14 protein-coding genes are annotated in these 13,397 nt (G+C 70.7%); 8 read left to right on the top strand and 6 right to left on the bottom strand.

The window, feature by feature from the left end; genetic code table 11:
* The 3 genes from EES42_RS03220 to EES42_RS03210 form a co-directional block, all read left to right on the top strand.
* Nucleotides 1-1,308 (top strand): S1C family serine protease (locus EES42_RS03220; RefSeq protein WP_124717385.1); only part of this gene is annotated, 1,308 nt, incomplete at its 5' end.
* 99 nt (nt 1,309-1,407) lie between these two features.
* On the top strand, nt 1,408-1,893 hold the full coding sequence (locus EES42_RS03215) for a sec-independent translocase (protein WP_124716554.1): 486 nt from the start codon (nt 1,408-1,410) through the stop codon (nt 1,891-1,893).
* Nucleotides 1,894-2,013: 120 nt separating this feature from the next.
* Complete coding sequence (locus EES42_RS03210; protein ID WP_124716553.1) at nt 2,014-2,673, top strand: hypothetical protein; 660 nt, start codon at nt 2,014-2,016, stop codon at nt 2,671-2,673.
* 82 nt (nt 2,674-2,755) lie between these two features.
* Here the strand turns inward: EES42_RS03210 and EES42_RS03205 are convergent, their stop codons facing one another.
* From EES42_RS03205 to EES42_RS03195, 3 genes are read right to left on the bottom strand one after another with little or no spacing between them, the layout of a single operon-like run.
* Nucleotides 2,756-3,889, bottom strand: a complete 1,134-nt coding sequence (locus EES42_RS03205; RefSeq protein ID WP_124716552.1) for an Mrp/NBP35 family ATP-binding protein — start codon at nt 3,887-3,889, stop codon at nt 2,756-2,758.
* 45 nt (nt 3,890-3,934) lie between these two features.
* The gene (locus EES42_RS03200; protein ID WP_124716551.1) at nt 3,935-4,492 is read right to left on the bottom strand and encodes a DUF1003 domain-containing protein; all 558 of its coding nucleotides are present in this window, start codon (nt 4,490-4,492) and stop codon (nt 3,935-3,937) included.
* Nucleotides 4,482-5,756 carry a magnesium transporter MgtE N-terminal domain-containing protein gene (locus EES42_RS03195; protein ID WP_124716550.1) on the bottom strand — a complete coding sequence of 425 codons (1,275 nt, stop codon included), beginning with the start codon at nt 5,754-5,756 and terminating at the stop codon, nt 4,482-4,484. The genes EES42_RS03200 and EES42_RS03195 overlap by 11 nt, the downstream gene beginning before the upstream one ends.
* Before the next feature lie 204 nt (nt 5,757-5,960).
* On the opposite strand from EES42_RS03195, the gene EES42_RS03190 reads away from it, so the two are divergent.
* A complete protein-coding gene (locus EES42_RS03190) occupies nt 5,961-6,725 on the top strand; it encodes a hypothetical protein (RefSeq protein WP_124716549.1) in 765 nt (254 codons plus the stop codon).
* Nucleotides 6,726-6,824: 99 nt separating this feature from the next.
* On the opposite strand, the gene EES42_RS03185 is transcribed toward EES42_RS03190, so the two are convergent.
* Together EES42_RS03185 and EES42_RS03180 are read right to left on the bottom strand one after the other, a co-directional pair.
* On the bottom strand, nt 6,825-7,346 hold the full coding sequence (locus EES42_RS03185) for a hypothetical protein (RefSeq protein WP_124716548.1): 522 nt from the start codon (nt 7,344-7,346) through the stop codon (nt 6,825-6,827).
* A gap of 35 nt (nt 7,347-7,381) precedes the next feature.
* Complete coding sequence (locus tag EES42_RS03180) at nt 7,382-8,497, bottom strand: magnesium and cobalt transport protein CorA (RefSeq protein ID WP_124716547.1); 1,116 nt, start codon at nt 8,495-8,497, stop codon at nt 7,382-7,384.
* A 416-nt stretch (nt 8,498-8,913) separates the two neighbouring features.
* On the opposite strand from EES42_RS03180, the gene EES42_RS03175 reads away from it, so the two are divergent.
* Nucleotides 8,914-9,498 carry a suppressor of fused domain protein gene (locus EES42_RS03175; protein WP_124716546.1) on the top strand — a complete coding sequence of 195 codons (585 nt, stop codon included), beginning with the start codon at nt 8,914-8,916 and terminating at the stop codon, nt 9,496-9,498.
* Between the two features lie 109 nt (nt 9,499-9,607).
* On the opposite strand, the gene EES42_RS03170 is transcribed toward EES42_RS03175, so the two are convergent.
* Nucleotides 9,608-10,840, bottom strand: coding sequence for an MFS transporter (locus EES42_RS03170; protein WP_124716545.1), 1,233 nt, complete (start codon nt 10,838-10,840; stop codon nt 9,608-9,610).
* A 156-nt stretch (nt 10,841-10,996) separates the two neighbouring features.
* Here EES42_RS03170 and EES42_RS03165 point away from each other — a divergent pair, with 156 nt between their 5' ends.
* From EES42_RS03165 to EES42_RS03155, 3 genes are all read left to right on the top strand, one after another.
* Nucleotides 10,997-11,635 carry a DUF6758 family protein gene (locus tag EES42_RS03165; protein ID WP_124716544.1) on the top strand — a complete coding sequence of 213 codons (639 nt, stop codon included), beginning with the start codon at nt 10,997-10,999 and terminating at the stop codon, nt 11,633-11,635.
* 98 nt (nt 11,636-11,733) lie between these two features.
* The gene (locus EES42_RS03160; RefSeq protein ID WP_124716543.1) at nt 11,734-12,600 is read left to right on the top strand and encodes a PHP domain-containing protein; all 867 of its coding nucleotides are present in this window, start codon (nt 11,734-11,736) and stop codon (nt 12,598-12,600) included.
* A gap of 153 nt (nt 12,601-12,753) precedes the next feature.
* Entirely contained in the window at nt 12,754-13,359 is a 606-nt protein-coding gene (locus EES42_RS03155; RefSeq protein WP_124716542.1) for a MarC family protein, read from the top strand.
* Nucleotides 13,360-13,397: the final 38 nt, after the last annotated feature.

Raw genomic sequence — 13,397 nt, 5'->3', positions numbered from 1 at the left:
CCCCACACCCCCCAGCCGCAACTCCAGCAGCCGCCGCAGCAGCCTCAGCCGCAACTCCAGCAGCCTCAGCCCCAGCCCCAGCAGCCCCAGCAGCCCAACGGGGCATCCACGCAGTGGCTCCAGTACGACCCCTGGGGCGCGCCCAGGCAGCCGCTCACCAATCCGGGTCCGCCGCTCGGGGCCGACACCGGCCGCAAGAAGGACCGGCGCGGCTCGCTCCTGGTCGGCGCGGTACTGCTCGCGCTGGTGGCGGGCGGCATCGGCGGCGGCATCGGGGCCTACATAGAGCGCAACGGCGGCCTCACCCAGGTCGAACTCCCGCAGGCCGGCCGCAGCAGCGGCGGCCGCGCCCCGGACAGCGTCGCAGGCATCGCCGCCAGCGCCCTGCCCAGCGTGGTCACCCTCCACGTCAGCGGCTCCACAGAGTCCGGCACCGGCACCGGCTTCGTCCTCGACGGCTCCGGCCACATCCTCACCAACAACCACGTCGTCGCCCCCGCCGGCCAGGCCGGCGAGATCACCGTCACGTTCAGCGGCGGCGAGACCGCGCGCGGCGAGGTCGTCGGCAAGGACAGCGGCTACGACCTGGCCGTGGTCAAGGTCACCGGGGTCTCCGGCCTCAAGCCGCTGCCGCTGGGCAACTCCGACAATGTGCGGGTCGGCGACCCCGTGGTGGCCATCGGCGCCCCCTTCGACCTGTCCAACACCGTCACCTCCGGCATCATCAGCGCCAAGGACCGGCCGATCACCGCGGGCGGCGAGAAGGGCGACGGCAGCGACATCAGCTACGTCGACGCGCTGCAGACCGACGCGCCGATCAACCCCGGCAACTCCGGCGGTCCGCTCGTCGACGCCGACGCCCATGTCATAGGCATCAACAGCGCCATCCGGGCCGCCGACAGCGGCGCGTCCGAGGAGGGCGGGCAGGCGGGCTCCATCGGCCTCGGCTTCGCCATCCCGATCAACCAGGGCAAGCGGGTCGCCGAGGAGCTGATCAACACCGGCAGGGCCACCCACCCCGTGATCGGTGTCACGCTCGACATGAAGTACACCGGGGACGGCGCCAGGGTCGGGTCGAAGGGCGCCGAGGGCAAGTCCGCGGTGACGCCGGGCGGGCCCGGTGCCAAGGCCGGGATCAGGCCCGGGGACGTCATCACCGAGGTCGACGGACAGCGCGTGCACAGTGGTGAGGAGCTGATCGTGAAGATCCGCGCGCACCGTCCGGGCGACCGTCTGGACCTCGCGCTGACCCGCGGTGGTAAAGACCTGTCCATCTCTTTGACACTCGGCTCCGCAAGCGGCACGTGACGGGCCCGGGACGCTACCGCGCGGACAGTTCCGACGGGTACCGTGGGCCGGGTCCGGACCTCGACCGACATGGTCTCGGAGAACACGAAGGGCAACAGGGTGTTCAATGACATAGGCGCACTCGAGCTGGTGACGCTCGCGGTTCTGGGCGTGCTGATCTTCGGCCCGGACAAGCTGCCGAAGGTTATCCAGGACGCCTCGCGCTTCATCCGCAAGATCCGCGAGTTCTCGGAGAGCGCCAAGGAAGACATCCGCACGGAGCTCGGCCCGGAGTTCAAGGACTTCGAGTTCGAGGACCTCAACCCCAAGACGTTCGTCCGCAAGCAGCTCATGGACGGCAACGACGATCTGGGGCTGAAGGAGATCCGCGAGAGCTTCGACCTCCGCAAGGACCTGGCCGAGGTGACCGACGCGGTGAACGGTCGCGAGAGCAAGGAAGTGGAGTCCGAGGACTCCCGGGCCAGCGTGTCGAGCGGCTCCGCGATCACCGCCGCCAATGGCTCCGCCGGTGCTCCGGACCTGCTCAAGAAGCGTGACCAGCCCGCCAAGGACGACCGGCCGCCGTTCGACGCCGACGCCACCTGACCCCCCGCCAATCCCGGCTCGTCCGGAGGCTATGGCTATTCTCCATCTGTCCGGTTGTGAGTACGCCCGTTGGGGGGCGGGCCGCTCCGGACCCAACGGATCGAGGAGGCGGCCGGGCAGATGGAGACGACAAGTCGGGTGGGCGCGGAAGATGCGCCGAACACAGTCACGGCAGAGGGGATGCCGGCGGCCCGGCGCACTGTCGACGGCTATCTGGCGGCCACGTTCCCCTGGTACGGACTGGACGAGGCCTTCACCGGGCCGCGCCGGCTGATGCAGGTCGGCACCGCGGCGGACGGCACGGTGCAGCACGGTTCGATCGGGCACGGTGACGAACCGTCGGTCCGGGCCGACGCGGGCACCGAGAAGCAACGGTTCGCCGTCGTCGTGTCGATGGCCAGCAGCCCGGTGCGGCGCAGCGGCGACGGCACGGGAGTGCTGGACGCGACCACGGTGTCCTCCGCGGCCTGGCTGGCCGGGTCCGGCCTGCTCGCCTGCACCTGGCCGCCGCAGATGGACCATGCGCTGCGCGACGACTGGCTGGACCAGCAGACGGAGACGGCGTTCGAACTCGCCGACGACCTGGACGGCCCCGCGTGGTCGGTGCTCTCACTGCCGGTGGACGGCGTCCCCGTGCCTTTCCATTACCGCGAGTCCGAATACGGCTGGGTGCTGGCCGGATCGGCGCTCGGCGGGGTGTACATCGGCGCCTACGGGCGCGGGATGAGTGCGTACGGGCTGGGCTTCTCGGTGATCGGCGACATCACGACGTACGCGTAGTACGGAGACGTACGCACAGTACGGATACGCACGCGGAACACGGAGCGGTGACCGGCCCCCGGGCCGGTCACCGCCCGCCGTTTCAGAACTTGTTGCGCGGGGTGATGCCCAGCGACATGCCCGACAGGCCGCGCTGACGGCCGCCCAGCTTGTCCGCGATGGTGCGCAGCGCCTTGCCGGCCGGGGAGTCGGGGTCGGACAGGACGACCGGCTTGCCCTCGTCGCCGCCCTCACGCAGCCGTACGTCGATCGGGATGGAACCGAGCACCGGTACCTCGGCGCCGACCGTCTTCGTCAGCCCCTCGGCCACCCGCGCGCCACCGCCGGTACCGAACACATCGACCATCTCGTCGCAGTGCGGGCACGGCATGCCCGACATGTTCTCGACGACACCGACGATCTTCTGGTGGGTCTGCACGGCGATCGAACCGGCCCGCTCGGCGACCTCGGCCGCCGCCTGCTGCGGGGTCGTGACGACCAGGATCTCGGCGTTCGGCACCAGCTGCGCCACCGAGATCGCGATGTCGCCGGTGCCCGGCGGCAGGTCGAGCAGGAGGACGTCGAGGTCGCCCCAGTACACATCGGCGAGGAACTGCTGGAGCGCGCGGTGCAGCATCGGCCCGCGCCAGACCACCGGGGCGTTGCCCGGGGTGAACATGCCGATGGAGATGACCTTCACGCCGTGCGAGGACGGCGGCATGATCATGTTCTCGACCTGGGTCGGCTTGCCGTCCGCGCCGAGCATCCGCGGCACGCTGTGCCCGTAGATGTCCGCGTCCACGACGCCGACCTTGAGACCGTCGGCGGCCATCGCCGCCGCCAGGTTCACCGTCACCGACGACTTGCCGACGCCGCCCTTGCCGGACGCGACCGCGTAGACCCGGGTCAGCGAGCCGGGCTTGGCGAACGGCACCTCGCGCTCCGCCGTGCCGCCGCGCAGCGAGGAAGCGAGCTCCTTGCGCTGTTCGTCGCTCATCACGTCGAGCGTCACATCGACCCGCGAGACGCCCTCGACGCGGGCCACCGCGTCCGTCACGTTCTTGGTGATCGTCTCGCGCATCGGACAGCCTGAGACCGTGAGATAGACCGTGACAGCGACCGCACCGTCAGCATCGATCTCGACCGATTTCACCATGCCGAGTTCGGTGATCGGGCGGTGGATCTCCGGGTCGTTCACTGTCGCCAGTGCTTCAAGCACCGCGTCTTCCGTAGCCATACGGACGATGTTACGGCGCTTGTTGCTACGCGCGAGTAGCACCCGTCAGCGGTCTTCGTCACTCTCGGCCGCGAACACGGCCCGGCGGTCGTCCAGGTCCCTCACGAGGTCCTCCAGCTCGGAGCGGATCCAGTCGCGGGTGGCGACCTCGCCGAGCCCCATCCGCAGCGAGGCGATCTCCCGGGTGAGGTACTCGGTGTCCGCGATGGAGCGCTCGTTCTGCTTGCGGTCCTGCTCGTGGGTGACCCGGTCGCGGTCGTCCTGCCGGTTCTGCGCGAGCAGGATCAGCGGCGCCGCGTACGAGGCCTGGAGCGACAGCATCAGCGTCAGGAAGATGAACGGGTACTGGTCGAACCGCCAGTGCTCGGGCGCGAAGACGTTCCACACCACCCAGACGATGATGACCAGCGTCATCCAGACGATGAACCGTCCGGTGCCCAGGAAGCGGGCGATCCGCTCGGAGAACCGGCCGAACGCCTCGGGGTCGTAGTCGGGCAGCATCCGTCGGCGCGGGTCCTTCGGCTGGTCCAGCCGGGAGCGGGGCGGGCGCGCGATGCCCGAGGCCCCCACCGGCGTCGTCCTGGTGCGTTCCTCAGCGGCCACCGGCCACCCCCTCCTCGCTGTGGAAATCCGTCTCCCGCCAGTCCTCGGGCAGCAGGTGGTCGAGCACGTCGTCGACCGTCACCGCACCGAGCAGCGAGCCGCTCTCGTCGACGACGGGCACCGAGACCAGGTTGTACGCGGCCAGATAGCTCGTCACGGCCGACAGCGGGGTGTCCGGGGCCAGGGGGATGAGATCGCTGTCCACGATCGAGCTGACCAGGGCGTACGGCGGATCCCGCAGCAGCCGCTGGAAGTGCACGGTGCCCAGGTACTTGCCGGTCGGCGTCTCGTCGGGCGACCGGCACACGTACACCTGGGCGGCGAGCGCCGGGGACAGGTCCGCCTGCCGGACCCGGGCGAGCGCGTCGGCGACCGTCGCGTCCGGCCGCAGGATGATCGGCTCGGTGGTCATCAGCCCGCCCGCGGTCCGCTCCTCGTACGACATCAGGCGCCGCACATCGGCCGCATCGTCCGGCCGCATCAGCGTCAGCAGCCGCTCCTTGTCCTCCTCGGGCAGCTCGGACAGCAGGTCGGCCGCGTCGTCCGGGTCCATCGCCTCCAGGACGTCGGCGGCGCGCTCCTCCTGGAGCTTGCCGATGATCTCCACCTGGTCGTCCTCGGGCAGCTCCTCCAGGACGTCGGCGAGCCGGTCGTCGTCGAGAGCGGCCGCGACCTCGGCCCGCCGCTTCGGCGACAGGTGGTGCAGCGCGTTGGCCACGTCCGTCGGGCGCAGCCGTTCGAACGTGGCGACCAGGGATTCGGCGCCCTGCCCGTCCTCCTGCAGCGAGAACCCGCTGACCGCCGACCACTCGACCGTCAGCGTCTCGCCCTTGCGGCGCAGCGCCCCGCCCTTGCCCTTGCGTACGAAGTACTTGTCGATCTCCCAGTCGCGGCGGGCCGGGAGCTGCTGGACGGAGACGTCGAGGACGGTGACCTCCTCGCCGGTCTCCACCAGGCGGACCCGCCGGTCGAGGAACTCGCCGAGCACCAGACGTTCGGTGGGCCGCTGCTCGAAGCGCCGCATGTTGACCACGCCGGTGGTGATGACCTGGCCGGACTCGATCCCGGTCACCCGGGTCATCGGGAGGAAGATCCGGCGGCGGCTGAGCACCTCGACGACGAGCCCGAGCAGCCTGGGCGGCCGGCCGCCGACCCGGAGCATCGCGACCAGATCGCGGACCCGGCCCACCTGGTCGCCGTTGGGGTCGAAGACCGGGACACCGGCGAGGTGCGAGACGAACACCCGGGGGGCGCCTGCCGCCATGGTGCGCCTCCTTCTTCCGTGTACGACTTCACCGGCTGGTCCGTTTGGCAGTCAATCAACCGTTATGACGGGATCAGGCTAGCCCGTACCGCTCCGGGTTGCCCCGGTGGAGCCGTCCGTACGGCTCCCTGCCGGAAGGCGTGCACGGCACAGGTACGCTGCCGTCTGCCACCCCCCGCGATGCAGATGAGAGGCAGTGCGCCCGTGACCTCTTCCGTTCCGCCCGTCCGGGCCCGACGCCGGACCGCTCTCGCCGCCCTGCTCTGTGCGGGGCTGGCCGTGACCCTCACGGCGTGCGGCGGCGAGGACCCGGACCAGGGGACCAACGGCGTCGGCAAGCTGGACGCCGGCCAGATCGAGAAGAAGGCCCAGGGCGCGGCGGACGCCGCCGACGCGGTGCGCCTCGCCGGGACGCTGGTCAGCAAGGGCGGCACATACAAGCTGAACATGCAGCTCAAGGAGGACGGCGGCACCGGCTCCGTGGCCTCGAAGGACAGCACCTTCGAGCTGCTGCGGATCGGTGACGAGCTCTATCTGAAGGCGGGCTCCGGGTTCTGGAGCCACGAGGAGAAGTCCGGCGCCGACAGCGCGGCGGGCGGCGCGGCCGCGGACAAGCTGGACGACAAGTACGTGAAGGTGCCCCAGGACGACCCCACGTACAAGCAGCTGCGCGGCTTCACGGACAAGGAGACCCTGCTCGACGGCCTGCTCACGCTGCACGGCACCCTCAACAAGGGCGACCGGGAGAAGGTCGGCGCGGCCCGGACCATCCAGATCATGGGCGGCAAGGGCGAGGGCGGCACGCTCGACGTATCGCTGGAGGGCACGGCGTATCCGCTGCGGTTCGCGCGCGGTGGTGGCGGGGGGACCGTCATCCTGTCGGACTGGGGCAAGGACTTCGCGCTGGAGGCGCCGGCGCAGGGGGACACGGTCGACTACGGGAAGCAGCTGCCCAAGACCTCGTCCTGACGGACGGGGGCGGGGGCCCGGGGGCCGCCGCGCCCTCGGGGCCTTGTGTCCCGGCCCTCAGCCCTTGTGTCCCGGCCCTCAGCCCTTGTGCCCCGGCCCTCAGCCCTTGCGTCCCCGCTTCAGCAGTCGCGGCAGCCCCGCGGGCACCGGCCGTCGCGTGGTCGCGGGCGTCGGCAGCGGCGCCGCGGCCAGCGAGCCGTCCGGCAGCTCCGTACGGAACTCGCCGGGCGTCAGCCGCAGCACCCGGCACTCGCGCGCCCACCGCTCCGTCAGCTGCTCGGCGTCCGGTGCGTTCAGCCGCTTGCTCTTGAGTTCGGCGACCGCGGCCTCCCATTCCTCGGAGTGCGGGGCGAGCTGCGTCACGGCGGCCGTCCAGGCGATCAGCCGGCCGCCCTTGTCCTTGCTGCGCACGGTCACCTCGGCGGCGGACCCGTCGGTGAGCCCGGCCGGCAGCGGCTGCTCGCCGGGGCCGTCCCCGACCAGATGCGCCGCGCCCTCGTGCCATACGTGCCACAGCGCCCGGGCGGGCCCGGTGCCCCGCACCCAGATCAGGCCCGACTTCTTGGTGGCCTCCTCGACGAGGGCGCGGCCCAGTGGCACGTCAGCGGCAGCAGCAGTCATGCCCGAACTCTATGGGAGGCGCACCGGGGCCGGGATCAGAGCCAGCCGTTGCGCTTGAGCATGCGGTGGATGGAGAAACAGACCACGCCGATGAAGCCCAGCACCATCGGGTAGCCGTACCGCCAGCCCAGCTCCGGCATGTGCTTGAAGTTCATGCCGTAGACGCCGCAGATCATCGTCGGTACGGCGACGATGGCCGCCCAGGACGTGATCTTGCGCATGTCCTCGTTCTGCGCGACGGTCGCCTGCGCCAGGTTGGCCTGGAGGATCGAGTTCAGCAGTTCGTCGAAGCCGATGACCTCCTCGTGCACCCGTGCCAGGTGGTCGGCGACGTCACGGAAGTACTTCTGGATGTCCGGGTCGATCAGCCGCATGGGCCGCTCGCTCAGCAGCTGCATCGGCCGCAGCAGCGGCGACACCGCCCGCTTGAACTCCAGGACCTCACGCTTGAGCTGGTAGATCCGGCCGGCGTCGGAACCGCGCGGGCTGCCCTTCGCCGGGGTGGAGAAGACCTCGATCTCCACCTCGTCGATGTCGTCCTGCAGGGCCCCGGCCACCGCGATGTAGCCGTCGACGACATGGTCGGCGATGGAGTGCAGCACCGCGGACGGGCCCTTGGCGAGCAGCTCGGGGTCGTCCTGCAGCCGGTGGCGCAGCGCGCGCAGCGAGCCGTGGCCGCCGTGCCGCACGGTGATGACGAAGTCCCGGCCGGTGAAGCACATCACCTCGCCGGTCTCCACCACCTCGCTGGTGGCGGTGAGTTCGGCGTGCTCGACGTAGTGGATGGTCTTGAAGACGGTGAAGAGCGTGTCGTCGTACCGCTCCAGCTTCGGCCGCTGGTGGGCGTGGACGGCGTCCTCGACGGCCAGCGGGTGCAGCCCGAACTCCCGGGCGATACCGGCGAATTCCTCCTCGGTCGGCTCGTGCAGTCCGATCCAGGCGAAACCGCCCTCCTCCCGCACCTGGAGCATCGCCTCGTGCGGTGTGCGGCAGTTGCCGCTCTCCAGGCGCCGCCCGTCGCGGTAGACCGCGCAGTCGACGACCGCGCTGGAGGCGGACGGGTCACGGGTGGTGTCGTAGGCGTTGTGCAGGGCGTTGCTCTTGCGCAGGGACGGGCGCACGGCGGCGCGCAGGTCGCGGATCATCGACATGGCTGGCTCCTTCACGGAGGGCCGTCGGCGGGCACGTGGAACAGCCCGGAATGGGGACGTGTGCTCACGTCCGCAAAGCGGGCGGCACCGCAGCGGCACGACGACGGCGTTCGCTACAGACAGGCAAAAAAGGAGTGCTCTTCCGTCGTGCGCAAAGCCATGGGCCTCGACCGGGAGGCTCGGGAGGCTTCAGATCACCGGGAAAGGTGGAGGGCGGAAGAGCGGTTGGTACTGCACGATCGACTTCGATCCATTGCAGCCCCACCTCCTCCAGCCGGTCCCCCTTGGGGGATGACGTGTCGTCGGGGCTGAGAGCGACGCTTCTGCGTGCTGCCCCGACCAGCGGCCAAGACTATCAGCCGACTGACGGCCAATCCCTTACTTTGCCCGTTCCATACGCGTCCTATGCTCGCGGGATGGGAGAAATTCTTGCTCTGGTCGAGGCCCGGCTGCTGACGGCCCTCGGTGAACCGGACGCGCGCGCGGCGGTGACGTTCCTCGGCACGGACCGGATCGAGGTGCTCCGCTTCGTCGACGGCGATGTGGTGCGCTACGCCACGCTCGGCATGTCGGCGCAGCCGATGGCCGACCCGACCGCGGTCCTCGCCGACCCGGTGAAGGGGCCGCGCGCCGAACTGGTCATCTCCGTACGCGCCGGACTCGCCGACACCGACAAGGTGCTCCGCCCGCTCGCCGTGCTGGCGGCCTCCCCGCAGGTCGAGGGGGTGGTCGTGGCGCCGGGTGCCTCGCTGGAGGTCGGTGAGCCGCTGTGGCCCGGGGCGCCGTTCAGCTCGGTGCTGGTCGCCGAGCCGGGCGGTCTGGTGGAGGACCTGGAGCTGGACGCGCCCATGGAGCCGGTGCGGTTCCTGCCGCTGCTGCCGATGACGAACAACGAGGCCGCGTGGAAGCGGGTCAGGGGGGCGCAGGAGCTCCAGGAACGGTGGCTCTCGCACGGTACGGACCTGCGCGATCCGCTGCGTGGCTCCGTACCCCTGGACTGATCCGCTGGCCGTCCGGCCGGATCGGTCCGCGCCGCCGGAGGCACGGGGAAGCCCCGCCGCGCGGCCAGGAGGGGGAGCCGCGGGCGGGGCCGGTGCGGGGGCGGGGAGGTCAGTCGGCGAAGACCGTGACACTGTCCTCGGTCACGTGCTTCGGCTCCAGCTCCGCCGCCTCGTGGGTCAGCGCCGAACGCCGGATCCAGACGACGATCGCACCGGCCACGGCCGTGACCGCGGCGACCACGAACGGGATGTGGATGTTGCTCCACTCCTCGATCTTCGGCGCGAGGTACGGGGCGGCGGCCGCGGCGAACCAGCGGACGAAGTTGTAGCCGGCGCTCGCCACCGGGCGCGGTGCGTCGGACACACCGAGCGCCAGCTCCGTGTAGACGGTGTTGTTCATGCCGATGAAGGCGCCGGAGACGATCGTGCAGACGATGGCGGTGGTGTGGTCGCCGTAGCCCAGGACCAGGAGGTCGACGGCGAGCAGCACCAGCGAGGCGCCGAGCACCTTCAGCGAGCCGAAGCGCTCCTGGAGCCGCGGGGCGACCAGCACCGAGAAGACCGCGAGCAGCAGGCCCCAGGCGAAGAACACCGCGCCCGACTTGTACGGCGTCATGTTCAGCACGAACGGTGTGAACGCCAGGATCGTGAAGAACGAGTAGTTGTAGAAGAACGCAGAGGTCGCCACCGAGGCCAGCCCGCCGTGGCCGAGCGCCTTGATCGGGTCGAGCAGCGAGGTCTTCCTGGCCGGCCTGGGCTGTTCCTTCAGGAACGCCGTGATGCAGATGAAGCCGATGGCCATCAGCGCGGCCGTGCCGAAGAACGGGTAGCGCCAGCTGGCGTCACCGAGCAGCGCGCCGACCAGCGGCCCGCAGGCCATGCCGAGGCCGAGCGCCGACTCGTAGAGCAGGATCGCCGCCGAGCTGCCGCCGGCCGCCGCGCCGACGATCACGGCCAGCGCGGTCGACACGAAGAGCGCGTTGCCCAGCCCCCAGCCGGCCCGGAACCCGACGAGTTCGCCGACCGAGGACGAGGTGCCGGAGAGCGCGGCGAAGACCACGACGAGCGCGAGGCCGGCCAGGAGCGTCTTGCGGCCGCCGATCCGGCTGGACACGAAGCCGGTGACCAGCATCGCCACGGCGGTGATCAGGAAGTACGAGGTGAAGAGCAGGGACACCTGGCTCGGCGTCGCCTCCAGGCCCTTGGCGATGGACGGCAGAATCGGGTCCACCAGGCCGATTCCCATGAACGCGACAACGGAGGCGCCCGCCGTGGCCCAGACGGCCTTCGGCTGGCGCAGGATGCTGCCCGCGCCCTGATCGAACGGATCCTCTCCCTGCATGGGTCTTCTCGCTCTCCACTAGATAGTTGCGATATGCATAGAATAAGTTAGAGAACCTAATGAGTGCAAGTTACATCTATTTCCGCAGGTGGAGCCGCGCTGCGGACGGGTGATCTTCCTTGACGCGGCGACGGTCCTGGAGGACCGTTGGTCGCTATGAGGGGCGAACCCAGTTGCCCGAAGTGCGGAGGCCGGGTCAGAGCACCCGGTCTGTTCGCCGACACCTGGCAGTGCGCCGTGCACGGCAGCGTGCAGCCGGTCCAGCCGGTCGTCCCGCCCAGCGTCGAAGCGCTGGGGGCGGTGGTGCGCCGAGCCCAGGTCCCGGTCTGGATGCCCTGGCCACTGCCGGTGGGCTGGCTGTTCACCGGGGTGGCGAGCGCGGGTGACGACCGCAGCGGCGGCCGGGCCACCGCCGTCGCCTGCTCCGGCCCCGGCCCCGTCGGCGGCATCGGCGAACTGCTGCTCGTCACCGAGGAGCTCGGCATCGGGCTCGGAGCGCGCTACGCGGGGATCGACGGCCCCGACCCCGGCCCGCATCTGGACATCGAGGGCCCGCCGGACGTCAAGATGCTCGCCGCCGGACGCCCCACCCCGCTGTGGCACGTCAAGGGTGCCCCCGCCGACCGGGCGGTCTTCGCGGGCGAGGCGCGCGGGCTCTGGCTCTGGGCGATCGTCTGGCCCGAGCAGTCCGGACTCCTGATGTACGACGAGCTGGTGCTCGCCGATCTGCGCGAGGCCGGGGACGAGATGGAGCTCGTGCCCTGCGGGGCGCTCACCCCCCGGCTGCTCGGCTGAGGGCCGCTGCCGGGGCCTCGCGCCCGGCCGGGCGCCGCTCGAACGGCGGTTATCCTAGAACGTCCCCTTGACCCGCCCCGAGCACTGGAGTAAGCGTCGTGCGCATCGACCTGCACACCCACTCCACCGCCTCGGACGGCACGGACACCCCCGCGCAGCTGGTGGCGAACGCCGCCGCCGCGGGCCTGGACGTCGTCGCGCTCACCGACCACGACACCGTGCGCGGTCACGCCGAGGCGGCCGCCGCCCTCCCCGAGGGGCTCACCCTCGTCACCGGCGCCGAGCTCTCCTGCCGGATCGACGGCGTGGGCCTGCACATGCTGGCGTACCTCTTCGACCCCGACGAGCCCGAGCTGGCCCGCGAACGCGAACTCGTACGCGACGACCGGGTGCCGCGCGCCCGCACCATGGTGCGCAAGCTCCAGGAGCTCGGCGTGCCCGTCGAGTGGGAGCAGGTCGCCAGGATCGCCGGGGACGGATCGGTCGGCAGGCCGCACGTCGCCACCGCACTCGTCGAGCTCGGCGTCGTCGAGACCGTCTCCGACGCCTTCACGCCCCAATGGCTCGCGGACGGCGGGCGCGCCTACGCCGAGAAGCACGAGCTCGATCCTTTCGACGCGATCCGGCTGGTCAAGGCCGCCGGCGGCGTCACCGTCTTCGCGCACCCGGCCGCCGTCAAGCGCGGCGAGGTGGTGCCCGAGTCGTCGATGGCGCGGCTCGCCGCCGCGGGGCTCGACGGCATCGAGGTCGACCACATGGACCACGACGAGCCGACCCGGGCCAGGCTGCGCGGGCTCGCCCGCGATCTGGGGCTGCTGACGACCGGGTCCAGCGACTATCACGGCCGCCGCAAGACCGTCGGGCTCGGCGAGTACACCACCGACCCCGAGATCTACGGCGAGATCACCCGGCGCGCCACGGGAGCCTTCCCGGTGCCGGGCGCCGGCGGGCGCGGCCCCGCGTAACGACGCACGCGTCGGGGCCGGAGCACGGACCCGTACACGTACCGCCGTCCCTCCACCTTCACGTTCCACTTCCACGCACCCGGCCGCCGGGCCGCCGTCATGGCTTCGGGGTGCGCTCCTTCAGGCCGTTTCTCTCTTCTCGCAAGGCTCACTGTGTTCGACGTCGCTGTCTTCGGATCCCTTTTTCTCACGCTTTTTGTGATTATGGATCCCCCCGGGATCACCCCGATCTTCCTCGCGCTCACCGCGGGCCGACCCGCCAAGATGCAGCGCAGAATGGCGTTGCAGGCGGTCGCCGTCGCCTTCGGCGTGATCGCCGTCTTCGGCGTGCTCGGCCAGCAGATCCTCGACTATCTGCATGTCTCCGTACCCGCCCTGATGATCGCGGGCGGACTGCTCCTGCTGCTGATCGCGCTCGATCTGCTCACCGGCAAGACCGACGAGCCGACCCAGACCAAGGACGTCAATGTGGCGCTCGTGCCGCTGGGCATGCCGCTGCTCGCCGGGCCCGGCGCGATCGTGTCGGTGATCCTGGCGGTGCAGCACGCCGACAGCGTGGGCAGCCAGATCTCGGTCTGGTCGGCGATCGTCGCCATGCACATCGTGCTCTGGCTGACCATGCGCTACTCGCTGCTGATCATCCGGGTCATCAAGGACGGCGGCGTCGTGCTGGTGACCAGGCTGGCCGGAATGATGCTCTCCGCCATCGCCGTACAGCAGATCATCAACGGCGTCACCCAGGTCATCCAGAACGCCTGACGGCCCTCCCGGACGCCACAGCGCCCCCGTACGGACCT

Source organism: Streptomyces sp. ADI95-17 (assembly GCF_003846175.1).
GTDB classification, from domain to species: Bacteria; Actinomycetota; Actinomycetes; order Streptomycetales; family Streptomycetaceae; genus Streptomyces; species Streptomyces sanglieri.
Note: the sequence above shows the minus strand (reverse complement) of the source record. Positions and strands in the feature narration are given on the sequence as shown.